The organism is Aeromonas bestiarum (assembly GCF_000819745.1).
In the GTDB taxonomy this organism is placed as follows: Bacteria; Pseudomonadota; Gammaproteobacteria; order Enterobacterales; family Aeromonadaceae; genus Aeromonas; species Aeromonas bestiarum.
In genome coordinates this window covers 53065-76800 of the sequence record NZ_CDDA01000005.1, presented here as the reverse complement: position 1 = coordinate 76800, position 23736 = coordinate 53065, and the positions used below count along the sequence as shown (strand labels likewise).

General features: G+C 60.5%; 19 protein-coding genes. 10 read left to right on the top strand and 9 right to left on the bottom strand.

Translation table 11 applies throughout. The features are described 5' to 3' along the window. The 6 genes from BN1118_RS01070 to galE all read right to left on the bottom strand — a co-directional run. Positions 1-280, bottom strand: a 280-nt coding sequence (locus BN1118_RS01070; RefSeq protein ID WP_043554180.1) for an undecaprenyl-diphosphate phosphatase, incomplete at its 3' end; no start/stop codon positions are given. 139 nt (positions 281-419) lie between these two features. Further along, positions 420-1415 carry an aldo/keto reductase gene (locus BN1118_RS01065; RefSeq protein WP_043554179.1) on the bottom strand — a complete coding sequence of 332 codons (996 nt, stop codon included), beginning with the start codon at positions 1413-1415 and terminating at the stop codon, positions 420-422. Between the two features lie 175 nt (positions 1416-1590). After that, on the bottom strand, positions 1591-2589 hold the full coding sequence (galM, locus tag BN1118_RS01060; RefSeq protein WP_043554177.1) for a galactose-1-epimerase: 999 nt from the start codon (positions 2587-2589) through the stop codon (positions 1591-1593). 64 nt (positions 2590-2653) lie between these two features. Beyond that, a complete protein-coding gene (galK, locus tag BN1118_RS01055; RefSeq protein ID WP_043554176.1) occupies positions 2654-3802 on the bottom strand; it encodes a galactokinase in 1149 nt (382 codons plus the stop codon). A gap of 183 nt (positions 3803-3985) precedes the next feature. Then, positions 3986-5035, bottom strand: a complete 1050-nt coding sequence (locus BN1118_RS01050; RefSeq protein WP_043554281.1) for a UDP-glucose--hexose-1-phosphate uridylyltransferase — start codon at positions 5033-5035, stop codon at positions 3986-3988. Between the two features lie 82 nt (positions 5036-5117). Then, positions 5118-6131: a UDP-glucose 4-epimerase GalE gene (gene galE / locus BN1118_RS01045; RefSeq protein ID WP_043554175.1), complete on the bottom strand. Its 1014-nt coding sequence runs from the start codon at positions 6129-6131 to the stop codon at positions 5118-5120. Positions 6132-6334: 203 nt separating this feature from the next. Here galE and BN1118_RS01040 point away from each other — a divergent pair, with 203 nt between their 5' ends. From BN1118_RS01040 to BN1118_RS01015, 6 genes are all read left to right on the top strand, one after another. Next, positions 6335-7339, top strand: a complete 1005-nt coding sequence (locus BN1118_RS01040) for a substrate-binding domain-containing protein (protein WP_042870263.1) — start codon at positions 6335-6337, stop codon at positions 7337-7339. A gap of 217 nt (positions 7340-7556) precedes the next feature. Beyond that, on the top strand, positions 7557-10631 hold the full coding sequence (locus BN1118_RS01035) for a beta-galactosidase (RefSeq protein WP_043554173.1): 3075 nt from the start codon (positions 7557-7559) through the stop codon (positions 10629-10631). Between the two features lie 235 nt (positions 10632-10866). Next, positions 10867-11853 carry a galactose/glucose ABC transporter substrate-binding protein MglB gene (gene mglB, locus BN1118_RS01030; RefSeq protein WP_043142734.1) on the top strand — a complete coding sequence of 329 codons (987 nt, stop codon included), beginning with the start codon at positions 10867-10869 and terminating at the stop codon, positions 11851-11853. A gap of 53 nt (positions 11854-11906) precedes the next feature. Then, the gene (mglA, locus tag BN1118_RS01025) at positions 11907-13427 is read left to right on the top strand and encodes a galactose/methyl galactoside ABC transporter ATP-binding protein MglA (protein WP_043142972.1); all 1521 of its coding nucleotides are present in this window, start codon (positions 11907-11909) and stop codon (positions 13425-13427) included. A gap of 16 nt (positions 13428-13443) precedes the next feature. After that, a complete protein-coding gene (gene mglC, locus BN1118_RS01020) occupies positions 13444-14454 on the top strand; it encodes a galactose/methyl galactoside ABC transporter permease MglC (protein ID WP_042870254.1) in 1011 nt (336 codons plus the stop codon). A 51-nt stretch (positions 14455-14505) separates the two neighbouring features. Next, positions 14506-16239 (top strand): methyl-accepting chemotaxis protein, encoded by a 1734-nt coding sequence (locus BN1118_RS01015; RefSeq protein ID WP_043554172.1) that lies wholly within the window; start codon positions 14506-14508, stop codon positions 16237-16239. Between the two features lie 602 nt (positions 16240-16841). Here the strand turns inward: BN1118_RS01015 and BN1118_RS01010 are convergent. The 3 genes from BN1118_RS01010 to BN1118_RS21495 all read right to left on the bottom strand — a co-directional run bounded on the left by BN1118_RS01010 (position 16842) and on the right by BN1118_RS21495 (position 18136). Further along, positions 16842-17210, bottom strand: coding sequence for a hypothetical protein (locus tag BN1118_RS01010; RefSeq protein ID WP_043142730.1), 369 nt, complete (start codon positions 17208-17210; stop codon positions 16842-16844). A gap of 1 nt (position 17211) precedes the next feature. After that, positions 17212-17859, bottom strand: coding sequence for a nucleotide-binding protein (locus tag BN1118_RS01005; protein WP_043142728.1), 648 nt, complete (start codon positions 17857-17859; stop codon positions 17212-17214). A 100-nt stretch (positions 17860-17959) separates the two neighbouring features. Continuing rightward, positions 17960-18136, bottom strand: a complete 177-nt coding sequence (locus BN1118_RS21495) for a hypothetical protein (protein WP_103472280.1) — start codon at positions 18134-18136, stop codon at positions 17960-17962. A 747-nt stretch (positions 18137-18883) separates the two neighbouring features. On the opposite strand from BN1118_RS21495, the gene arcA reads away from it, so the two are divergent. From arcA to BN1118_RS00985, 4 genes are all read left to right on the top strand, one after another. After that, positions 18884-20104, top strand: coding sequence for an arginine deiminase (arcA, locus tag BN1118_RS01000; RefSeq protein ID WP_042870246.1), 1221 nt, complete (start codon positions 18884-18886; stop codon positions 20102-20104). A 62-nt stretch (positions 20105-20166) separates the two neighbouring features. Then, positions 20167-21093, top strand: coding sequence for a carbamate kinase (arcC, locus tag BN1118_RS00995; protein ID WP_043142723.1), 927 nt, complete (start codon positions 20167-20169; stop codon positions 21091-21093). Between the two features lie 102 nt (positions 21094-21195). Continuing rightward, the gene (argF, locus tag BN1118_RS00990) at positions 21196-22200 is read left to right on the top strand and encodes an ornithine carbamoyltransferase (RefSeq protein ID WP_043142722.1); all 1005 of its coding nucleotides are present in this window, start codon (positions 21196-21198) and stop codon (positions 22198-22200) included. A 122-nt stretch (positions 22201-22322) separates the two neighbouring features. Beyond that, positions 22323-23729, top strand: a complete 1407-nt coding sequence (locus BN1118_RS00985; protein ID WP_043142720.1) for a YfcC family protein — start codon at positions 22323-22325, stop codon at positions 23727-23729. The last annotated feature ends 7 nt before the right edge of the window (positions 23730-23736 follow it).

Genomic DNA, 23736 nt, shown 5'->3' with positions numbered 1-23736 from the left:
GGATGATGTGGACCAGGGAGAGGGTGGCGTGATCCTGCGCCGGCTTCTGGCCGAAGTGGATGCCAATCAGGCCGAACAGGCGGCGCCAGAAGACGGCCACGACCGCGAGAATGGAGCCCATCTGGATCACCACTTCGAAGGTGGCGGCCTTGGGGCCTTCGAAGCCCAGCAGGTGGCCGACGATGATCATGTGGCCGGTCGAGGAAACGGGCAGAAACTCGGTCAGGCCCTCTACTATGCCCAGCACGAAGGCGACAAACAGGGCGTAAGACTCTGTCATGGTTCAGATCTCTTGGTTGATTGGTCCGGATGAAGTCGGCCCCGGGCTGAGCCGGGGCGACCAATGATGGAGGAAAATCAGACGGGCAACCAGTGAATATTGGGGCCTCCCCCTGGCAATGGGGGAGGTTGAGAGCGGGTCAGGCCAGGGTGGCTTCTATCTGTCGTTGCAACGTCTCGTCCAGCGGGGGCAGGGCCAGGGCTTCGACCGCGCTCACTATCTGCTGGGGGCTGCTGGCGCCGATCAGGGCGCAACTCACCACGTGATCGCGCAACACCCACTGCAACGCCAGCTGTGACAACTCCTGCCCCCGCTGTTGTGCCAGGGCGTGCAGGGCCTGGATCCTGGCCAGCTTGTCCGCGGTGATCTGCTCCGGCTTGAGGAAGGGGCTGCCGCTGGCGGCGCGCGAGTCCGCCGGTATGCCGGCCAGATAGCGGTTGCTGAGCAGGCCGCCCGCCAGCGGCGAGAAGGCCACCACTCCCACTCCCTGCTCGCGACAGACCGGCAGGGTGTCGGCTTCGATGTCGCGCTGGAACAGCGAGTATTTGAGCTGATTGACCAGACAGGGGGTGCCCAGCTCCGTCAGCCGGGTCGCTGCCTGGGCGGCAAGCTGTGCCGGGTAGTTGGAGAGGCCGACATAGAGCGCCTTGCCCTGACGCACCATGAGCGCCAGCGCCTGACAGGTCTCCTCCAGCGGGGTGCGGGGATCCGGCCTGTGGTGATAGAAGATGTCCACATAGTCGAGGCCGAGCCGGCGCAGGCTCTGGTGCAGGCTGGCAAACAGGTACTTGGCGCTGCCGCCATCCCCGTAAGGGCCGTCCCACATCACATAGCCCGCCTTGCTGGCGATGATCAGCTCGTCTCTGTAGGGGGCCAGACTGCCCTTGAGCACGCGGCCGAAGGTGGTCTCGGCGGAGCCGGGGGGCGGCCCGTAGTTGTTGGCGAGATCGAAGTGGGTGATGCCGAGATCGAACGCCTGATGGACCATGGCCTTTACCCTGGCGGGATCGCTCCCCTCGCCGAAGTTGTGCCAGAGCCCGAGACCTATGCTGGGCAGGCGCAGGCCGTGGCGGCCGGCGGGTCGATAGGGCTGGCGCTGATAGCGGTCGGGCGCGGCCAGGTAGTGTTCATCCATAACGACTCCTTGCGTGGACTTGCTTACGAGCTGATGTAATGGGTGACCCCGAGCCCTCTTCATTCGCTATGTCTGCGTGGGAGAAGAGGGCGCGGGGCCAGAGTGTAGCTGCATGATGACGCCATCTCGGCCTCGCCTGTGGTTGTCAGCGTAGGTCTGCCGGAGGGCGCCGGGGTCAGCTGGCGGCGATAAAGCGATAACGGGTCTGGTGGTGGTAGTAGTGCCCCGGCAGCAGCCAGGGATCGCCGAGCTCGGGCCGGTTGGGGCTGTCCGGCAACTGCTGTGCCTCCAGACAGAAGCCGTCGTAATCCTGATGCGGCTGGCCGCTGCGGCTCGGCGTGTTGGCCAGCCAGTTGCCGGTGTAGAACTGCAGCGAAGGCTGGTTGCTGTAGACCTCCATCGCCAGCTGCCGATCGCCGGAGATCACTCGCGCGGCCCAGGTCTGCTCCGGGCCATCATGCTGCGGATGATTGAGCAGGAAGGCGTGATCGTACCCCCTGGCCTGCCGTTGCTGGGGATGGCTCAGCCAATCCTGGCCCATGGGGCGCGGGGCGCGCAGATCGAAGGGGCCTTCCACCGGCGCAATGGCCAGCGGCAGACCGCTCTTATCGGTCGGCAGAAAGCGGTCGGCGTTGAGGCTGATGGTGTGGTCGCGCACATCGCCGCCCCCATCCAGGTTGAAGTAGGCGTGACTGGTGAGGCTGACCGGGGTCGGCGCATCCGTGCTGGCCCTGAAATCGACCACCAGATCGTACTGCTCCAGCCGGTACTCCAGGGTCACTCGCAAGTTGCCGGGAAAGCCCTGATCGCCCGCCTTCGACAGCAGGACGAGTTTGACCCTGTCCGCCTCCAGCTCCTTGATCTGCCAGCGCTGGCGATGAAAGCCCTCCCGTCCGCCGTGCAGGCAGTGGGGGGCCTGATTGGCATCCAGCGGCCAGTGCTGGCCATCGCGCACCAGTTCGGCGCCGCCGATGCGGTTGGCAAAACGCCCCGCCACCGCACCCAGCCACACCTGCTGCGCAGGATAGGCCTCATCGGCGCAGCCCAGCAGCACCTCGCGGTGCTTGCCCGCGACCGGCAGGGTGAGGGAGGTGAGGGTGGCGCCAACATCGAGGCCGCGCAGGCGCAGCCCCTCTTCGTTTTCCAGCTCGAACGGGATCATGGCGTTGCTCATAGCTTGCCTGCAGCTGTGTTGCCGATCCGGCAGACGTAGCCGTCGGCCTGCATCATAAATGGGCTCATAGTTTTCCCGCCCCCGCGCTGGCGCGGCAGACGTAGCTGTCGGCCTTGAGGCCGAAGCGGGCCGGATACTCGGCGTCGACGGCGGCAATCACCTCGGCGACCTGCGCCGGGCGCAGCAGGGCAACCACGCAGCCGCCGAAGCCGCCGCCCGTCATCCGCACACCGCCTTCGCGGCCAAGCCTGGCCTTGATGATCTCCACCAGACCGTCGATGGGGGGCACGGTAATCTCGAAGTCATCGCGCATGGCGGCGTGGGACTCGGCCATCAGTTCGCCGAGGCGTACCAGATCGCCGGACTCCAGCGCGTCGGCGGCGGCCAGGGTGCGGCTGTTGTCGCCCACCACATGGCGAGCGCGGCGGTAGCAGACCTCATCCAGCCCGGCCTTGCCGGCTTCCAGCGCGGCCATGTCGAGGTCGCGCAGCGCCTTGACCCCGTAGTGGCGGGCAGCGGTTTCACACTGCTGACGGCGGGTGTTGTATTCGCTGTCCACCAGGCCGCGCCGCACATTGGAGTTGACGATCAGCACCGCCAGATCGGGGGGCATGGGGATGAGGCGGGTTTCCAGCGAACGGCAGTCGAGCAGCAGGGCATGATCCTGCTTGCCGCTGGCGGAGATCATCTGATCCATGATGCCGCAGTTGCAGCCGACGAACTGGTTCTCCGCCTGCTGGCCGTTGAGGGCGATCTCGGCCTGGCTGATGTCGAGCCCCAGCGCCTCCTTGAAGGCCTGGCCTATGGCCACCTCCAGCGAGGCGGACGACGACAGGCCTGTGCCCTGCGGCACGTTGCCCGAGACCACCAGGTTGAGGCCGCGCAGCGCATGGCCGCGCACCTGCAGATATTTCACCACGCCGCGTATGTAGTCGCTCCAGCGCTGATCGGCATGGTGGGTGATGGGCTGGTTCAGATCGAACAGGTCACGCTGGTTGCCGTAGTCGGCGGCGATCACGTGCACCAGGCTGTCATCCCGCAGGCCGATGGCGACGCAGGTCTCGTAGTCGATGGCGCAGGGCAGCACGAAGCCGTCGTTGTAGTCCGTGTGTTCGCCGATGAGGTTGACGCGGCCGGGGGCGCGCACCAGCAGGTCGGGTTGCTGCTCAAACTGCTCTGCAAAAACGGCGCTGACGCGTTGGCTGGGGGTCATAGGGCCTCCTCATTGGCTTGGCTGATCGGGTTGTAGTGAATGGGGCTCAGGGCTTGCTCCGGGGTCGGAACACATTGACTGGGTTTCATCGTTTCTCCCCGTCAGCCTGGTTGTAATGAATGGAGGACAGGGCGCGAAGTCGTTCTGCTGCCTGTTCCGGGGTCGGAACACATTGACTGGGTTTCATCGCTTCTCCCCGTCGGCCTGGTTGTAGTGAATGGGGCTCAGGGCGCGAAGTCGTTCAGCCGCTTGTTCCGGCGTCAGATCGCGTTGGGTTTCTGCCAGCATCTCGAAGCCCACCATAAATTTGCGCACCGTAGCGGAGCGCAGCAAGGGCGGATAGAAGTGGGCGTGCAGTTGCCAGGCTTCCGGGCAGTCGGAGTGAGACGGCGCGAAGTGCCAGCCCATGGAGTAGGGGAAGCTGCACTCGAACAGGTTGTCGTAACGGCTGGTGAGCTCCTTGAGTGCCACCGCCAGATCCTGCTGCAGCTCGGGGGTGAGGCCGAGCAGGGAGGGCACATGGGTCTTGGGCAGCAGCAGGGTTTCGAACGGCCAGGCGGCCCAGAAAGGAACGACGGCCAGCCAGTGTGCTGTTTCCACCACTATGCGGGTGCGATCCGCCAGCTCCCGCTCCACATAGTCGACCAGCAGCGGGCGCCCGTGCTCGGCCAGCCAGTCGCGCTGGTGCTGCTCTTCACGGGCGATCTCGTTGGGCAGAAAATCGCTGCCCCACAGCTGGCCGTGAGGGTGGGGGTTGGAGCAGCCCATGACGGCGCCCTTGTTTTCAAACACCTGCACCCATTCCCACTGGGCTGACAGCTCGGCCACCTGTTCCATCCAGGTGGTGATCACCGCCTCTATGGCGGGCAGGGGCAGCTCGGGCAGTGTCTTGTCGTGATCCGGCGAGAAGCAGATGACCCGGCTGGTGCCGCGGGCGGCCTCCAGCTTGAGCAGGGGATCCTGTGCCGCGTCGGTGGCCGGGGTGTCCTGCATCAGGGCGGCGAAGTCGTTGGTGAAGACGAAGGTGCCCTGATAGTCCGGGTTCTGGTCGCCGGTGACGCGCTGGTTGCCAGCGCAGAGGAAGCAATCCGGATCGTGGGACTGGCTTGGCGCCTGACTGACCTTCTCGACCTGGCCCTGCCAGGGGCGCTTGGCCCTGTGGGGGGAGACCAGCACGTATTGACCGGTCAGCGGGTTGAAACGACGGTGGGGGTGATCAACCGGGTTGAACATCATCACTCCTCATTACCTGATGAAATGGATGGATTGGCCGCCTGCTGGGCGGACGAGGGAGGGCGAGTCGCACTGGGCCTGTTCACGCCTCGTACCCCTGCGGATTGGCGGACTGCCAGCGCCAGCTGTCGGTGCACATGGTTGCGAGGTCGCGGCTGGCACGCCAGCCCAGCTCACGCTCGGCCTTGGCGGGATCGGCCCAGCACTCGGCGATGTCGCCTGGGCGCCTGGGTTCGATGCGATAGGGCAGCGGCCGACCGGAGGCGGCTTCGAACGCCGCGACCATCTGCAACACGCTCTGGCCCTGGCCCGTGCCCAGGTTGTAGACGTGTACGCCCCCCTGCCTGGCACAATGTTGCAACGCCTTGACGTGCCCCTCGGCGAGATCCATCACGTGGATGTAGTCGCGCACCCCGGTGCCATCGACGGTGGGGTAATCGTTTCCAAAGACGGAGAGAGTGTCGCGGCGGCCGATGGCGACCTGGGTCAAAAACGGCATGAGGTTGTTGGGTATGCCCTGGGGATCTTCCCCCAGGGTGCCTGAGTCGTGGGCGCCGACCGGATTGAAGTAGCGCAGCAGCGTCATGCTCCAGTGGGGCTCGGCCCGCTGCAGATCCTCGAGGATCTCCTCGATGATCAGCTTGGATCGCCCGTAGGGATTGGTGGCGCTGCGGGGGAAATCCTCCCGGATGGGCGTGCTGGCCGGATCCCCATAGACGGTGGCCGACGAGCTGAACACCAGGCTGCTGACCCCGGCGCGTTTCATCGCCTGCAGCAGGGTGAGGGTGCCGCCCAGATTGTTCTCGTAGTATTCGAGGGGAAGACGGGTCGATTCACCGACCGCCTTGAGGGCGGCGAAGTGGATCACGGCGGCTATCTGTTGCTCGCCGAAGATGCGATCCAGCAGGGCCGGATCACGAATGTCCCCCTGATAGAAGAGGGGTTCACGCCCGCTGATGGCGGCGATGCGAGCCAGTACGCCCGCCTTGCTGTTGCAGAGGTTATCCACCACCACGGGTTCCATTCCCGCGGCCTGCAAGGCCAGACAGGTGTGGCTGCCGATGTAGCCGCAGCCGCCGGTGACCAGTACTTTCATCCTCTTCTCCACGCTAAAAAAGCCTGTGAAGGAGTCTAGCCGAGGCTCCGACGGGTAAACTGTGAACTGGTTAACAAATATGTGGAAACGATTACACTTGTTGGTGTGGTCATAAATGCAGCTATGTGGCTTTTTCCCCTGTTATCAGTGACATTGCTCGGTATAATGGCGCCGTCTTGAACCGTGAAATAAGTGAAAACAGCATGAGCACCATCAAGGATGTCGCCCGTTTGGCCAAGGTATCTGTGGCAACGGTTTCACGGGTGATGAACAACTCACCCAAGGCCAGCGCTGCTTCCCGCGAGGTGGTGCAAAAGGCCATGGCCGAGTTGGGCTACACCCCCAATGCCAATGCCCGTGCGCTGGTCAGCAGGACCTGTGACACCATGGGGGTGCTGGTGGGTGACGTGGCGGATCCCTTCTTCGGCGCCCTGATCAAGGGGGTCGCGGCGATTGCGGTGGAGCAGGGGTTGCACCTGTTGATGGGTAATGGTTTTCACCGGGCGCAGCAAGAGCGGGAATCCATCGAGTTGCTGATCGGCAAGCGCTGCGAGGCGCTGGTGGTGCACAGCAAGGCGCTGAGCGACGAGGAGCTGATCGACTACGCCCAGCGGGTGCCCGGCATGGTGTTGATCAACCGCGACATCCCGGCCCTGAAGGGGCGCTGCATCGCCCTCAACAACCGGCAGGGGGCCGCCACGGCGACCCGTCATCTGCTGGAGCTGGGCCACCGCCACATCGCCTTCCTCAGTTCGGATCACGTCATCGAGGATGCCACCTTGCGGCTGCAGGGTTATCAGGATGCGCTGGCCGAGGCTGGGCTGTTCGCCGATCCCGAGCTGGTGGAGAGCGGCATGCCCAACGAGGAGGGGGGGGAGCGCGCCATGCTCAACCTGCTGGCCAAGGGACAGCCCATCACGGCCGTGGTGGCCTACAACGATGCCATGGCGGCCGGCGCCATCTCTGTGCTGGCCGACAACGGCCTCAAGGTGCCGGAGGAGGTCTCTGTGGTGGGCTTCGATGACATCATCTACGCCAGATACCTGAGACCCAAGCTCTCCACCATGCGCTATCCCATCGAGTTGATGGCGGCCCAGGCGGCCAAGCTGGCGTTGCAGCTGGCGGCGGGTGAGTGCGAGTCGGTGCAGAGCCGCATTTACACGCCGACCCTGATCAATCGTCACTCCGTGGCCCCCGTACGGGCCTGACCCCTCAATTCACGCCTCTTTCCTCCCCCGGATCGCCGTTTTTCAGGCCTGTGATCCGGGGGCTCGGTCTTTTACCTTCATTTAGCTCATTTTTACCCTGTTTTACTTAACAAAATTAGTGTAATCGTTTACATCTGTGTGAGCGAGATCGCCGATCACCGGGCAAAACTCCCCTACACTGCATACGTTTTCGGCGTTCATGCAGGGAGAGAGAAGAATGCTCAGGGAGATAGTGGCCCGTCAGGATTGGCAGACCCAGGCGATTACATCGGTGAATCGTCTGGCTGCCCATACCCCCTTGTTCAGCTGGCGCAGTGAGGCCGACGCCCGTGCCGATCTCGCTTCGCCGTCCCGCCTGCTGCTGGATGGCGAATGGCGCTTTTCCTTCTTCGAGGCGCCCGAGCGGGTGCCCGATGGCTGGCTGACGCAGGATCTGCCGCAGGCGTGTGCCATCAGGGTGCCGGGCAACTGGCAGCTGGATGCCGCCTACCCGGCGTCACGTCCGCTCACGGACGGCCCCATCTACACCAACATCAAGTATCCCTTCCCCTGCGATCCGCCCAGGGTGCCAGTCGCCAATCCGACCGGCTGCTACTCTCGCGAGTTCGAGTTGCCTGCCGACTGGCTGGCCGGCGGCCAGACCCGCATCATCTTCGACGGGGTCGACAGTGCCTTCTACCTGTTCTGCAACGGCCGCTGGGTGGGTTACTCCCAGGACAGCCGGCTGCCCGCCGAATTCGATCTGAGCCCCTTCCTGCAGGCCGGCGGCAACCGGCTGGCTGTGCTGGTGCTGCGCTGGTCAGATGGCTCCTATCTGGAGGATCAGGACATGTGGCGCCTGAGCGGCATCTTCCGCTCCGTCACTCTGCTGCACAAACCGGATCGCCACCTGATGGATATCCGGGTTACGCCCGAGCTGGATGCCTGCTATCGGGATGCTCGTCTCAAGATCGAGCTGCAGGCCGCCAACGCAGCGGGCCTGTCGGTGGAGGTCAGCCTCTACGACGGCACAGAGCGGGTGGCCAACCTGCGTCAGCGGCTCGGCACGGCAGCCATCGACGAGAAGGGGGCCTATGACGATCGCGCCGAGTGTTGGCTCGAGGTGGCGGCCCCGCGCAAGTGGAGTGCCGAGACGCCTCACCTCTACCGACTGACCCTGACTTTGCTCGGCGAGCAGGGCGAGCCCATCGAGAGCGAAGCCTATGACGTGGGCTTTCGGGCGGTGGAGATCAAGGGCGGTCTGCTGCGGGTCAACGGCCAGCCCCTGCTGATCCGCGGCGCCAACCGGCACGAACACGATGCAGCCAGGGGCCATGTGGTAACTCCTGCCGCCATCGAGCAGGACCTGCTGCTGATGAAGCGGCACAATTTCAACGCGGTGCGCTGCTCCCACTACCCCAATCACCCCGAGCTTTATCGCCTGTGCGATCGGCTCGGCCTGTATGTGGTGGACGAGGCGAATCTGGAGACCCACGGCATGACCCCCATGGGGCGGCTGGCGCGGGATCCTGCCTGGAGCAACGCCTTCCTGGAGCGGGTCACCCGCATGGTGGCGCGCGACTTCAACCACCCCAGCATCATCATCTGGTCCCTTGGCAACGAGTCGGGCTACGGCCCGGCCCACGATGCCATGTATGGCTGGGCCAGGCAGGCGGATCCGAGCCGTCCGGTGCAGTACGAAGGGGGCGGGGCCGACACGGCCGCCACCGACATCATCTGCCCCATGTATGCCCGCACCCATCAGGACCAGCCCTTCCCGGCGGTGCCTAAGTGGGCGCTGGCCAAGTGGATCGGCCTGCCGGGCGAGACCCGGCCACTCATCCTCTGCGAATACGCCCACGCCATGGGCAACAGCCTGGGGGGCTTTGCCCACTACTGGCAGGCGTTTCGCGATCACCCCAGGTTGCAGGGTGGCTTCGTGTGGGATTGGGTGGATCAGGGGCTCGACAAGCAGACCGACGATGGCCGCCACTACTGGGCCTATGGCGGTGACTTCGGCGACCAGCCCAATGACCGCCAGTTCTGCTGCAACGGCCTGCTGTTCCCGGATCGGACGCCCCATCCCGCCCTGTTCGAGGCGAAACGGGCCCAGCAACCTTTCGTGCTGACGCTGCAAAGCCTGCAGCCCCTGGTCGTTTGTCTGACCAGCGAGCATCTGTTCCGCAGTACGGACAACGAGTTGCTGCGCTGGCAACTGTGCGAGAACGGCCTTGTGCTGCAGCAGGGTGAATGCCCACTCAGCCTGGCACCCCTGGCACCCCTGGCCAGCGTGGTGCAGACCCTGTTGGATGCGCTGCCGGCCTTTGCGGCGGGCTCCCTCGCCTGGCTGGATCTGGCCATAGTGCAGCCCGCCGCCACGGCCTGGGCCGAGCCCGAGCATGAGGTGGCGCGCCAGCAATTTATGCTGCCAACACCGATGGCGATACCGGCGGCGTTTAACCCCGCCGCGATAAAGGAGCAGCCGGATCATTGGCTCGTCTGTGCGGCTGGCTGCGAGTGGCAACTGGACAAAACCAGCGGCCGCATCCGCAGTTGGCAGAAACATGGCCGCGAACGGCTGCAGGATGCCATTGCCGATCACTTCTATCGCGCGCCGCTCGACAACGACATAGGCGCCAGCGAGGCGGATCACATAGATCCCAACGCCTGGATTGCCCGCTGGCAAGGCGCCGGACTCAACGAACTTGAGCATCGCTGTCTTGGGCTGGAGGTGGATCCCCATCATGGCCGCGTGCTGGTCAGGCACGGTTACTTCGTCCAGGGGACGCTCAAGCTGTCGACCCGCTGGCAGCACAGCTTCGGTGCGGACGGTGCCATGGCGCTCACCATAGCCGTCGAGGTTGCGGCCGGCATGCCGTCGTTGCCCCGCATCGGCGCCCTGCTCTGGCTGGTCGACGAGGTGGCAGAGGCGAGCTGGCTGGGTCTGGGCCCTCACGAGAACTATCCGGATCGTCTGCTCGGCGCCGATCTCGGTCGCTGGCAGTTGCCGCTGGCGGACCTGCATACCCCTTATGTGTTCCCGACCGACAACGGGCTGCGCTGTGATACCCGTCAACTGCAGCTTGGCGAGATTGCCGTCGAGGGCCAGTTCCACTTCAGCGTCAGCCGCTACAGCCAGCAGCAGCTGGCCCTGGCCCGTCACCAGACAGATCTGGTAGCCGAGGGGGGCCTGCATCTCTGCCTCGATGGCTTCCATATGGGGATTGGGGGCGATGACTCCTGGAGTCAGAGCGTGCGACCGGAATATTGGTTGCAGCCGGGCGGCTACTATTGGAACTGTGTTCTACGCTGAATCTGAGCCATGGTTGGGTCGACTGAGGCGGCGATAAGGCCTCAGTCGAAAATGATTACTCATAACCATATGATATTTAATTGTTTTGTTGCTATGTAACAGAGTGTAAACGTTTTCATTTTGTTGTCAGGATCACAGAACATCACACAACAAACTGATTACATTAGGCTGGCGCCAGTTCAATTGGTGTACAGCATTCCCTACAAAAAACAGATAGAGAGATCGGAGCATAACAATGAAAAAAATCACGACAATTGCCGCCGTGCTGATGAGCCTGATGGCAGGAGCCACTGCCCATGCCGAAACCCGTATCGGGGTGACAGTCTATAAGTACGATGACAACTTCATGGCTGTGGTGCGCAAGGCAATCGAGAAGGAAGCAGCGGCAAACCCGGGTGTGGAGCTGCTGATGAATGACTCCCAGAATGACCAGTCCAAGCAGAACGATCAGATCGACGTGCTGCTGGCCAAAGGGGTGAAGGCCCTGGCGATCAACCTGGTTGACCCGGCGGCGGCCCCTGTCGTGATCGAGAAGGCCCGTGGCGAAGATGTGCCCGTGGTGTTCTACAACAAGGAGCCGAGCGCTGCCGATCTGGCCAGTTATGAGAAGGCTTACTACGTGGGTACCGACTCCAAGGAGTCAGGCATCATCCAGGGTCAGCTGATCGCCAAACACTGGAAAGCCCATCCGGAGTGGGATCTGAACAAGGATGGCGTCATCCAGTTCGTACTGCTGAAGGGCGAGCCGGGCCACCCGGATGCGGAAGCCCGTACCACCTATGTCATCAAGACCCTGAACGACGGCGGCGTCAAAACCGAACAGCTGCACATGGATACAGGTATGTGGGATACCGCCATGGCCAAGGACAAGATGGATGCCTGGATCTCCGGCCCCAACGCCAGCAAGATCGAAGTGGTCATCGCCAACAATGACGGCATGGCGATGGGTGCCGTTGAATCCCTGAAAGCGCAAGGCAAGACCGCCATCCCGGTGTTTGGCGTCGATGCCTTGCCGGAAGCCCTGGCCATGGTCAAGAGCGGTGCCATGGCGGGTACAGTGCTGAACGATGCGGCCAACCAGGCCAAGGCCACCTTCGAGCTGACCAAGAACCTGGCTGAAGGCAAACCGGCCGGTGAAGGCACCAAGTGGAACATAGTCGACAAGGTCGTCCGTGTTGCCTACGTCGGTGTGGATAAAGACAACCTGTCCCAATTCGAGTAATTCCCCCCTCCAGGGCAAGGGAGATCCCCTTGCCCTTTTTTCAACCAGATGTGATGGCTGATATGACAACACAGCAACAATCAGAATGGCTGTTGGAGATGATTGACGTCAGTAAGAGTTTTCCTGGCGTCAAGGCACTCGATAAAGTCAATTTACGGGTCCGTCCTCATTCTGTGCATGCGTTGATGGGCGAGAACGGGGCAGGAAAATCCACGCTGCTCAAATGCCTGTTCGGCATCTATGAGAAGGATGAGGGCAAGATCTTCTTCAAGGGACAGGAGATCAATTTCACCTCCTCCAAAGAGGCGCTGGAGAATGGCGTCTCCATGGTGCACCAGGAGCTGAACCTGGTGTTGCAACGCACTGTAATGGACAACATGTGGCTCGGTCGCTATCCCACCAAGGGCTGGTTCATCGACCACGGCAAGATGTATGACGACACCAAGCACATCTTCGACGAGCTGGATATCGACATAGATCCCAGGGTCAAGGTGGGCACGCTTTCGGTGTCCCAGATGCAGATGATCGAGATCGCCAAGGCGTTCTCCTACGATGCCAAGATCGTCATCATGGATGAGCCGACCTCCTCCCTGACCGAGAAAGAGGTCAATCATCTCTTCAAGATCATCAACAAGCTCAAAGAGAAGGGCTGCGGCATCGTCTATATCTCCCACAAGATGGAAGAGATCTTCCAGCTGTGTGACGAGATCACCATATTGCGGGATGGCCAGTGGGTGGCGACCCAGCCGCTCGAGGGCATGACCATGGATCAGATCATCGGCATGATGGTTGGCCGTGAACTGACCCAGCGCTTCCCGGAAAAAACCAACCAGCCGAAAGAGGTGATCCTCGAGGTGGAGCATCTGACGGCCAAGAACCAGCCCTCCATCCAGGACATCACCTTCGATCTGCACAAGGGGGAGATCCTTGGCATCGCCGGGCTGGTGGGGGCCAAGCGTACCGATATCGTCGAGACCCTGTTCGGCATTCGCGATCGCAACGAGGGTGTCATCAAGCTGCACGGCAAGGTAGTGGCGAATCACACGGCACACGAGGCCATTCAGAACGGATTCGCGCTGGTGACGGAAGAGCGCCGTTCCACCGGCATCTACTCCCGCCTCGATATCGCCTTCAACTCCCTGATCGCCAACATGGACAGCTACAAGAGTTCCATGGGGCTGCTCAGCAACAACAAGATGAAGAGTGATACCCAGTGGGTCATTGACTCCATGCGCGTCAAGACCCCGACCCAGCAGACCCAGATCGGCTCCCTGTCCGGTGGCAACCAGCAGAAGGTCATTATCGGCCGCTGGCTGCTGACCCAGCCGGAGATCCTGATGCTGGATGAACCGACTCGCGGGATTGACGTGGGTGCCAAGTTCGAGATCTACCAGCTCATCCTGGAGCTGGCCAAGAAGGACAAGGGCATCATCATCATCTCCTCAGAGATGCCGGAATTGCTGGGGATCACGGATCGCATCATGGTGATGAGCAATGGCCGGGTCGCCGGGATCGTCAATACCAAAGAAACTGACCAGAGCGAGATACTGCGCCTGGCATCTCTGTACCTTTAGAGACAGGAAGACATTTATGGAGTCGGCTAAAAATTTCAATCTGATGCAGGCGCTCAAAGAGAACGGCATCTATGTGGTGTTGCTGGTGCTGCTCATGATCATAGTGATCAAGGAGCCATCCTTCCTGAGCCTCACCAACTTCAGCAACATACTGACCCAGTCCTCGGTGCGGGTCATCATAGCGCTGGGGGTGGCGGGCATCATCATCACACAGGGCACGGATCTGTCGGCCGGTCGCCAGGTTGGCCTGGCGGCGCTGATTGCGGCCACCATGTTGCAGGCGCTGACCAACGTCAACAAGGTGTTCCCCAGCCTGGGGGAGGTGCCCATTCCTGTGGTGATCCTGCTGGTGTGTGCGGTGGGAGCCCTGATAGGCCTGGTCAACGGTCTGATTGTGGCTTACCTGAATGTGACCCCGTTTATTACCACCCTGGGTACCATGATCATCGTCTACGGCATCAACTCCCTCTATTTTGATTCCGTGGGCGCCTCACCGGTGGCCGGCTTCGATCCTCGCTTCTCGAGCTTCGCGCAGGGCTTCATCAAGCTGGGAGGGTTCAAGCTATCCTATCTCACCTTCTATGCCGCCATCGCCAGCGTCTTTGTCTGGGTGCTGTGGAACAAGACCCGCTTTGGCAAAAACATCTTCGCCATCGGCGGCAACCCCGAGGCGGCCAAGGTCTCCGGCGTCAACGTGGCGGTCAACCTGGTGATGATCTATGCCCTGGCGGGTGTCTTCTACGCCTTCGGTGGCATGCTGGAAGCGGGTCGCATCGGCAGTGCCACCAACAACCTGGGCTTCATGTATGAGCTGGATGCCATCGCGGCCTGCGTGGTGGGCGGTGTCTCGTTCGCCGGGGGCGTGGGTACGGTTGCCGGGGTGATCACGGGCGTGCTCATTTTCACCCTGATCAACTATGGTCTGACCTATATTGGAGTCAGCCCTTACTGGCAGTTCATCATCAAGGGCGGCATCATCATACTGGCGGTGGCCCTGGACTCCATGAAGTACGCCAAGAAGAAATAACGATTGGCAGAGAGGGCTGGCCATGCCTGCCCTCTCTTCTGGAGGGATCCCATGCCATTCAAGGTCAAGATTTACGTCTTGCTGCTGCTGGCCATTCTGGTCACCATCGGCACCGCCTGGCTCAGCGTGAATCACTTCATCAGTGGCTACATTCGCACTCAGGCCACCCAGAACATCAACGAACAGATAGCCCTAGTCAAAGAGAAGCTGGCGGGGGACATCAATCAAAAAATCCTGCTGGCCGCCAACCTCAACTTCGGGGTGACCAACGTCAAGAAGACCCTGGAGGAGACCGGCTTTCACAATATCGTCAAGGTGATCGGCGACATGGCGTTCGACGTGAGCGGTGTCATCAACGACACGGCCAGGGTCGACGCTCTGCGCAAGCTGATCCCGGAAGCCAACAACCGGATCACCGTCAGCCCGCTGCAGCAGCTGGATGGCAAACCAGTCATCTCCATCTTGGTACCGCGTGGTGCCGACTCTGCCTACCTTTATTACCTCGACATGAGCGAGTTCAAGAACCTGCTGGAGAAGGTGAGCGGGGAGGGGCGTTATTTCTCCCTTGCCGACGGTCAGGGCAATGTGCTCTACAGCAGCAAGCCGCAGGGTGAGAGCGAATCACGCCCCAACCCGCTGGATATTCGCGGCAGCAACTGGGTACTGACCGGCTACATAGACCTCGACTACATCCGCACCATGACCCAGGCGCTCAATGGCCAGATCGTCATGGCCCTGCTGGCGGTCGCCGTGCTGGTATTGCTGCTGGCCATGCTGGCGCTCAATGTCGCCTATCGTCCCATCCTCTCGCTGCGGGACCTGGTGCTGGAGCTGTCTCGTGGCAGCGGCGACCTGACCCGCCGCCTGACTGTGACCAGCACGGATGACCTGGGCCAGATCTCGGCCGGCATCAACCGCTTCATCGAGCGTCTGCAGGAGATGATGGGGGAGGTGCGGCAGGCGAGCGGCCAGCTCAACAACGGTATCGAGGGGTTGGCCAGCCAGACCGGGGCTGCGCAATCCCTGTTGGCGGACCATGTGCGTGAGACCGAGCAGGTAGTGACCGCCATCAACGAGATGAGCCGCACCGCGGTTTCCGTCTCGGAGAGTGCCGCCAGCACGGCCCAGCTGACCGGCCAGAGCCAGCAGCTGGCAAGCCAGTCCCGTCAGGTGGTCGATCAGGCCATGGCCAGCGTGATGGCGCTGGTGGACGAGGTGGAGGAAACAGCCCGTTCCATCGAAGCCATGCAGCAGGATGTGCAGCAGATTGGCTCGGTGCTCGGGGTGATCGGCAGCATTGCCGAACAGACCAACCTGCTGGCGCTCAATGCCGCCATAGAGGCGGCTCGCGCCGGTGAGCAGGGACGCGGCTTCGCTGTGGTGGCGGACGAAGTACGCTCGCTGGCGGCTCGCACCCAGAAGAGCACCGCCGAGATCCAGACCATGCTGGCCAGCCTGCAGCGGGGTACCCGCACAGTGGTGGAGGCCATGAGCAACACCAAGCAGAGCTGTCAGGGTGCCGCCGAGAATACCACCAAGGTCAACGAGTCGCTGGACCTGATGGCAGGCGAGGTGGTGGAGATCAACGATCTCATCAGTCACATCGCCACGGCGGCGGAAGAGCAAAGTGCGGTAGCCGAAGAGATCAATCGCAACATGAGCGCCATCGCCGAGGTGATCACCCAGCTCAAGGGCAATGGTGAGCGGACGGTGGAGAGTTCAACCTCGATGCAGCACACCTATGACAGGTTGCGGGAGATAGTGGGGCACTTCCGGCTGGAATAAAGGCATCTGGAGGTGTGGCCCAGGTAAAAAAGGCCAAAAAGATGGGGGCGACTTGCGTCGCCCCCGATAGTCTTATCGCTCATGTCCTTGAACGAAGTTGCTCCCTGCAATCCCTGACTATACCTCTTCCTTTAGGTTTCCCCTTCCCAATCCTTTGGGGTGTCCTTTAGCCATCATGGCCTGACGAGTCATCCGTTCCCGTCGCACTTTCTCCGTCCTGGGAGGTGTCCTTTACCACATCCTGTGGTGAGTCCATTTGCCCAACCCTGGCAGCCAGTCTTCCTGACCGACTTCATTGCGTCCGTGCATGAGTAACTATAAGGATTTCGCAGGGGACGGCAACGGCAGCATGAAAAACGTTTTTACGCATCTCGTTACGCAAGAAACTTGTTGTGATTTTTATCATTTAAAATCATATGGTTGAGTGTTAAATGTTCAGGTTTTTGGATCCTATCTTCCGACTATCGCGGGATCTTTTTCGGCGTCTGGCTCACAGGGAGGATGGCGAATGTCTCACACGTCGTTTAACTCGGGTTCAGAAAGGGGGAAGAGGCAGATGTGTGGTTGCCGAATAAGGTGAGAATGACTACCAATATTGTGGGTCAGCTGTGCTCCTGCAGCCGTTCATAGATGGTTTGACGCTCTTCCGGACTCAGTGAAGAGAAATAGTGAGTGAACAGGCGCAGCAACAGGGATTTGTTCATGCCGTCCTGCTGGGTCAGGCTGCCAAGCTCGTCGATGGCGGCTGTGCTCAGGGAGAAGGTGGCTTTTTTATAGCTGGGCTTCAGGTAGTCGCCGCTTTCGATAAAGGCGAGTGCCGTCAGGGCTTCCTCTCTATGAAGGTTCAGCTCAAGGCTGACCACCTTGGGTTTGCCCTTGGCATAGAAGTCCGCATCCTCGATGAACTCGTCTATGGTGAACTTCTTCTGATGATGCAGATTGTGTTTCTTCTTCAGGTCGGCAAGGCCCATCTCACACCTCCAGCTCCAAAAACTCCTTGGCGATGGCCCGGATCTCCTCGGCCGACTTGCCATCGGGTTCGATCTCCATGACGGAAAGGCCCTTCTCCTCGCTGTCGTCATAGACATTGCGACCATAGGTGATGGCGTTCAGCACATCGACCCCGAACGAGGCGCATACCTCCTTGGCCTCCAGGATCCGTTTTACCTGGTTGGGCAGGGCCGGGCACTGGGTCAGCACCACGGCGGCCTTGAGGGTGGGATTGACCATCTTGCAGGTGGTGATGAGATCTTCCATGTGTGGCAGGGTCTTGAGATCGCGGCGTTTGGGCCGCAGCGGGATCAGGCCATGGGTGGCCACCGCCATGGTGGAGCGCAGCGCCCGGTTGTCCTGGCCGCCACAGTCGACGATGACATAGTCATAGCGGTTTTTCAGGCTGAGCAGGTCGTTGCGAATATTGCCGTAGAGCTGAACGCAGTTTATCTGGGGCAGATCCGGGTTGTCGTTGCGCTCCTGGATCCAGTCCGAGGTGGTGCGTTGCGGGTCACAATCGACCAGCAGCACTTCGCCATGAAATCGGGTTCTGAGGTAGACCGCCAGATTCTGGGCCAGACAACTCTTGCCGCTCCCTCCCTTCTCTCCACCGACCAACAGGATCATGACTATCTCCTATCCCTATGAAAAATAGCTGCCTTGAGTATAGGAGGGGGTTGAAGCATGACAAGCCAAGAGGAGGTGACCTCCTCTTGGGCTCTCACTTTCAGTAGTGCTGGCTGCCGCCGTACCACTGGCACACGTACTCGGGGACCAGCATCTGGGGAGCCTGGTCGACATGGCAGACCACCATGGGGATGGCGGGCGCTCCCTCAGCGCTGACCAGCGATGGGGTCATGGGCAGGATCAGGGCGGCGAACAGGAACAGTGACTTGATCTTCATGGCTATCTCCTTGGTGACAGAACACGGCGTGATCTGGATCACTTTCTGAGTTAAGCCGAGCCGGCCCGTGACGCAAGGTTATGAAATAAATTCAACGAATGAAAAAAGTTTGAAAAGAGGGTGTAGCGGGGTCGCCGAGAAATACATGACCAAGATGCGGGCTTTGTGCATATCCATATAACAGGCATGTTGCTGACAACTTGTGCCGCGAGCCTGTGCTGGCGGGTTTGGCACAATGCCATGATCTGGGACAAGAAGCAGATTATTCAGCGCCCCGCCTGCTTATGACTATTTATCTCGGTACCCATCCCTTAAAAACCAGTGAAAAATTCAGTTTAATGCATATTAAATTCAGGTAACGTGCTTGTGTTTTATATCGCCTTGAAAATAATGGATTTTTGTTTTTTGTTATATCCCTTAGTAGATATCTGCCGTGAATGAAACAGGATGAAATATGAAATAAAAGCGTGGATTAATGCGTATCAATGCATGATGTCTGAATGAGAGATTGTCAGTTCTGTTACCCTCATCAAAGAATAAACCGTGATTTTATTCAGTTCGGAGTGAATGTGATCAATGTCTAAGTTTATCGTGATTGGCAGGTCTAACCTCGGTCTCGAAAGGCAAGGGCAGGATAGAACACAAGCTGAGTACCCTACATAAAGAATATCCCGCCTTAGCCACGAGCATGAATAGAAGGAATCTATTCAATCACTCGCAGGGACCACTGCTAGACGGAATATAATCATGAGCAAATTTTATGTAGGTTCTGAAGTTGGCCAATTGCGCCGTGTCATGTTGCACCGCCCCAACCTCAGTCTGAAGCGTCTGACCCCTTCCAACTGCCAGGACCTGTTGTTTGATGATGTCCTGTCGGTTGAACGCGCCGGTCAGGAGCACGACAAATTCGCTCAGGTACTGCGCGATCAGAATGTCGAAGTTTTCCTGCTGACCAACCTGCTGGCCGAGACTCTGGATGTGCCGGAAGCCAAAACCTGGCTGCTGCAACATCAGGTGTCCGATTATCGCCTCGGTTCTTCCCTTGCCAACGACGTGCGCTGCTTCCTGGCTGACATGCCGCACCGCGAACTGGCCCGCATTCTTTCCGGTGGCCTGACCTACTCAGAGATGCCTTACAGCGGCGTCAACATGGTAGTGGGCATGCACGCCCCGACCGACTTCATCATAGAGCCGCTGCCCAACCACCTCTTTACCCGTGACACCTCCTGCTGGGTCTATGGTGGCGTCTCCATCAACCCCATGGCCAAGGCCGCCCGTCGCCGCGAGACCAACCATGTGAAGGCCATCTACCGCTGGCACCCGCAGTTTGCCGGTCAGGACTTCATCAAGTACTTCGGTGACGAGGATCGTGACTACGACAACTCCACCATCGAAGGGGGTGACGTCCTGGTCATCGGCCGTGGCGCCGTGCTCATCGGCATGTCCGAGCGCACCACGCCGCAAGGGGTCGAGCACCTGGCACGCAGCCTGTTCAAACACGGTCAGGCCAAACAGGTCATCGCCATGCAACTGCCGAAACACCGCAGCTGCATGCACCTGGATACCGTCATGACCCACATGGACATAGACACCTTCTCCGTCTATCCGGAAGTCATCCGCAAGGATGTGAACTGCTGGAGTCTGACTCCGGGTGGTGCCACCGGCATGAACATCAAGGAAGAGGGTTACTTCGTGACCGCCATCGAGAAGGCGCTGGGCGTGGATCAGCTCAAGCTCATCACCACAGGTGGTGACACCTTCGAAGCCGAACGTGAACAGTGGAACGATGCCAACAACGTGCTGACGGTGCGTCCTGGCGTGGTCGTGGGTTATGAGCGCAACACCTACACCAACGAGAAATATGACAAGGCCGGCATCACAGTTCTCTCCATCCCGGGTGAAGAACTGGGTCGTGGCCGCGGCGGCGCCCGCTGCATGAGCTGCCCGATGGAACGTGACGGCATCTAACAAGACGGCGTGGCGCCGGCAGAGGCTGGCGCCACAGATACCAAGACTCGAGATCAACACTCATGAAAAAACCAACTGTCGTCGTCGCCCTGGGTGGCAATGCCCTGCTCCGTCGTGGTGAGCCCCTTGAAGCGGATATCCAGCGCAAGAATATCGCCACCGCCGCCAAGACCATCGCCCTGATCGCTCAGGAATACAACGTGGTGCTGGTGCATGGCAACGGCCCGCAAGTCGGCCTGCTGGCCCTGCAAAACAGCGCCTATACCAAGGTCGCGCCCTATCCTCTGGATGTGCTGGGTGCCGAGTCCCAAGGCATGATCGGCTACATGCTGATCCAGGAGCTCAAAAACCTGATGCCGAGCCGTAACGTCACCGCGCTGCTGACCCAGGTGCAGGTCGATCCCAAGGATCCGGCATTTGCCAATCCGACCAAATTTATCGGACCCGTCTATGACGAAGCCGAAGCCCGCATCCTGGCCGAAGAGAAGCACTGGGTGGTCAAGGCCGACGGCAAGTTCTTCCGCCGCGTGGTGCCGTCTCCGCTGCCCCAGCGCATCGTCGAAGGCGATGCCATCGAAACCCTGATAGCCCAGGGACACCTCATCATCTGTACCGGTGGTGGTGGCATTCCCGTGACCTGGGATGGCCAGTGCCTGACCGGTATCGAAGCCGTCATCGACAAGGACATGTCTGCCGCCTACCTGGCCAAGCAGATCAAGGCCGATGCCCTGCTGATCCTGACCGACGCCGATGCCGTCTACCTGGATTGGGGCAAACCGACCCAGCACCCGCTGCGCGTCACCAGCCCGGCCGAACTGGCTGGCGTCAAGTTCGATGCAGGCTCCATGGGACCCAAGGTCGAAGCGTCCTGCGAATTTGTCAAGGCGACCGGCGGCATGGTCGGGATCGGTTCTCTGGAAGATGGCCTGGCCATCCTCAAGGGCGAAGCCGGCACCAATATCGTTGCCACCCGCACCGTGAATGCCTAGTCAACAACACTGCCCGAATGGGGCCTGAACAAGTTTGTACTGTGTATGCGTAGTCAATAACACTGCCCAAATTGGTCTGAACAAATATAGAGAGAACTCATCATGGCTTTTAATCTGCGTAACCGTAACTTCCTGAAACTGCTGGACTTCACCCCGCGCGAAATCCAATACATGATCGACCTGGCCATCGACCTGAAGAAAGCCAAGTACGGTGGCTATGAGCGCAAGCACCTGGTCGGCAAAAACATCGCCCTGATCTTCGAGAAGACCTCCACCCGTACCCGTTGTGCGTTTGAAGTGGCGGCCTTCGACCAGGGTGCTCAAGTCTCCTACCTCGGCCCAAGCGGTTCCCAGATCGGTCACAAGGAGTCCATGAAGGACACCGCACGTGTACTGGGCCGCATGTATGACGGCATCGAATACCGTGGCTATGGCCAGGAAATCGTGGAAGAGCTGGGTGCCTATGCCGGTGTCCCTGTCTGGAACGGCCTGACCAACGAATTCCACCCGACCCAGATCCTGGCCGACTTCATGACCATGCTGGAGCACGGCAAGGGCAAACGCCTGGATCAAATCAAGTTCGCCTACCTGGGTGATGCCCGCAACAACATGGGCAACTCCCTGATGGTCGGCGCCGCCAAGATGGGCATGGATATCCGCCTGGTCGCACCGAAAGCCTTCTGGCCGGAAGAAGCGCTGGTTGCCAAGTGCCGCCTGATCGCCGAAGAGACAGGTGCTCGCATCACCCTGACCGAGGATGTGAAAGAGGGCGTGCTGGGTACCGACTTCCTCTACACAGACGTCTGGGTTTCCATGGGCGAAGCGAAAGAAGCCTGGGATCAACGGGTGAAACTGATGACCCCGTACCAGATCAACATGGATGTCATCAACGCCACCAAGAACCCGGATGTGAAGTTCATGCACTGCCTGCCGGCGTTCCACAACGATGAGACCACTATGGGCAAGGAAGTGGCTGACAAATATGGGATGAAAGGTCTGGAAGTGACCGAGGACGTGTTCGAATCCGAGCACAGCATCGTGTTTGACGAGGCCGAAAACCGGATGCACACCATCAAGGCAGTGATGGTTGCTACGCTGGGCGACTAAGGTCGCAGTAGTGGTGCCGGGGGGCAACCCCCGGCTTTTCGACCATGTGACGGCGGCATAATACCTCTAACCCTACGACCCGCAGCTTGCATGGATACCACACCACAGAAGGAAGCTGGACCATGACCAAATTCAAGTTCCCATCAGCCTACACCATACTGTTTGTGCTGATCGCCTTGGTGGCCGCCCTGAGCTGGGTAGTGCCAGCCGGCAAATACGACATGATCATGAACGACGCCCTCGGCAAGGAAGTGCCGGTGGCCGGAACCTACAAGCTGGTAGAGGGGAATCCCCAGGGGATAGTCGACGTGCTGCTGGCACCCATCGATGGTCTCTACAACCATGACACCTATCAGGCAGGCGCCATCGATGTCTCCCTGTTCATCCTGATCATCGGTGGTTTTCTTGGCATTGTGACCAAGACAGGTGCCATCGATGCCGGGATCGAGCGCGTTACCGATCGCCTGCGCGGTCGTGAAGAGTGGATGATCCCGATCCTGATGGCGCTGTTCGCCGCAGGCGGTACCATCTACGGCATGGCTGAAGAGTCGCTGCCTTTCTATACCTTGCTGGTCCCCGTGATGATGGCCGCCCGCTTCGACCCCGTGGTTGCCGCCGCGACCGTGTTGCTGGGCGCAGGTATCGGTACTCTGGGCTCCACCATCAACCCGTTTGCGACCGTGATTGCCGCCAACGCCGCCGGCATTTCCTTCACCGACGGTATCTGGCTGCGCGTCGCCATGCTGATTGCCGGCTGGCTGCTGTGCGTGGCCTATGTCATGCGCTATGCCAAGATGGTGCGCAACGACCCCAGCAAGTCCCTGGTGGCTGACAAGTGGGAAGAGAACCGTGCCCACTTCCTCGGCAACAAGAGCGACCAGATGCTGGAGTTCACTCTGACTCGCAAGATAGTGCTGGGTATCTTCGTCGCCGCCTTCGCCGTGATGATCTACGGTGTGGCCGTGCTCGGCTGGTGGATGGCGCAGATCTCTGGCGTCTTCCTGGCCGCTGCCATCATAGTCGGCGTCATCTCCCGCATGAGCGAGGAGGAGCTGACCTCAAACTTCATCGACGGTGCCCGTGACCTGCTCGGTGTGGCCCTCATCATAGGTATCGCCCGCGGTATAGTAGTGGTGATGGACAACGGCATGATCACTCACACCATTTTGCACAGCGCAGAAGGGATAGTGACCGGCCTCTCCACCGTAGTGTTCATCAACGTGATGTTCGTGCTGGAGCTGGTGCTCTCCTTCCTGGTGCCGTCCTCCTCCGGTCTGGCCGTGCTGACCATGCCGATCATGGCGCCCCTTGCCGACTTCGCCAACGTGGGTCGCGAGCTGGTGGTGACCGCTTATCAGTCCGCCTCCGGCCTGGTGAACCTGGTGACCCCGACCTCCGCCGTGGTCATGGGGGGCCTGGCCATCGCCAAGGTGCCCTATGTACGCTGGCTGAAGTGGGTTGCGCCGCTGCTCGGCATCCTGACAGTGCTGATCGTAGCCTGCCTGAGCCTGGGTGCCGTGCTGGCATAACAGGTGA

Coding starts and splice junctions, on each gene's coding strand:
- argF (WP_043142722.1), top strand. CDS start 21,196: ATGGCTTTTAATCTGCGTAACCGTAACTTCCTGAAACTGCTGGACTTC.
- BN1118_RS01010 (WP_043142730.1), bottom strand. CDS start 17,210: ATGGGCCTTGCCGACCTGAAGAAGAAACACAATCTGCATCATCAGAAG.
- BN1118_RS01015 (WP_043554172.1), top strand. CDS start 14,506: ATGCCATTCAAGGTCAAGATTTACGTCTTGCTGCTGCTGGCCATTCTG.
- arcA (WP_042870246.1), top strand. CDS start 18,884: ATGAGCAAATTTTATGTAGGTTCTGAAGTTGGCCAATTGCGCCGTGTC.
- mglA (WP_043142972.1), top strand. CDS start 11,907: ATGGCTGATATGACAACACAGCAACAATCAGAATGGCTGTTGGAGATG.
- galE (WP_043554175.1), bottom strand. CDS start 6,131: ATGAAAGTACTGGTCACCGGCGGCTGCGGCTACATCGGCAGCCACACC.
- BN1118_RS21495 (WP_103472280.1), bottom strand. CDS start 18,136: ATGAAGATCAAGTCACTGTTCCTGTTCGCCGCCCTGATCCTGCCCATG.
- BN1118_RS01005 (WP_043142728.1), bottom strand. CDS start 17,859: ATGATCCTGTTGGTCGGTGGAGAGAAGGGAGGGAGCGGCAAGAGTTGT.
- galM (WP_043554177.1), bottom strand. CDS start 2,589: ATGAGCAACGCCATGATCCCGTTCGAGCTGGAAAACGAAGAGGGGCTG.
- arcC (WP_043142723.1), top strand. CDS start 20,167: ATGAAAAAACCAACTGTCGTCGTCGCCCTGGGTGGCAATGCCCTGCTC.
- BN1118_RS01035 (WP_043554173.1), top strand. CDS start 7,557: ATGCTCAGGGAGATAGTGGCCCGTCAGGATTGGCAGACCCAGGCGATT.
- BN1118_RS01040 (WP_042870263.1), top strand. CDS start 6,335: ATGAGCACCATCAAGGATGTCGCCCGTTTGGCCAAGGTATCTGTGGCA.
- BN1118_RS00985 (WP_043142720.1), top strand. CDS start 22,323: ATGACCAAATTCAAGTTCCCATCAGCCTACACCATACTGTTTGTGCTG.
- galK (WP_043554176.1), bottom strand. CDS start 3,802: ATGACCCCCAGCCAACGCGTCAGCGCCGTTTTTGCAGAGCAGTTTGAG.
- BN1118_RS01050 (WP_043554281.1), bottom strand. CDS start 5,035: ATGTTCAACCCGGTTGATCACCCCCACCGTCGTTTCAACCCGCTGACC.
- mglC (WP_042870254.1), top strand. CDS start 13,444: ATGGAGTCGGCTAAAAATTTCAATCTGATGCAGGCGCTCAAAGAGAAC.
- mglB (WP_043142734.1), top strand. CDS start 10,867: ATGAAAAAAATCACGACAATTGCCGCCGTGCTGATGAGCCTGATGGCA.
- BN1118_RS01065 (WP_043554179.1), bottom strand. CDS start 1,415: ATGGATGAACACTACCTGGCCGCGCCCGACCGCTATCAGCGCCAGCCC.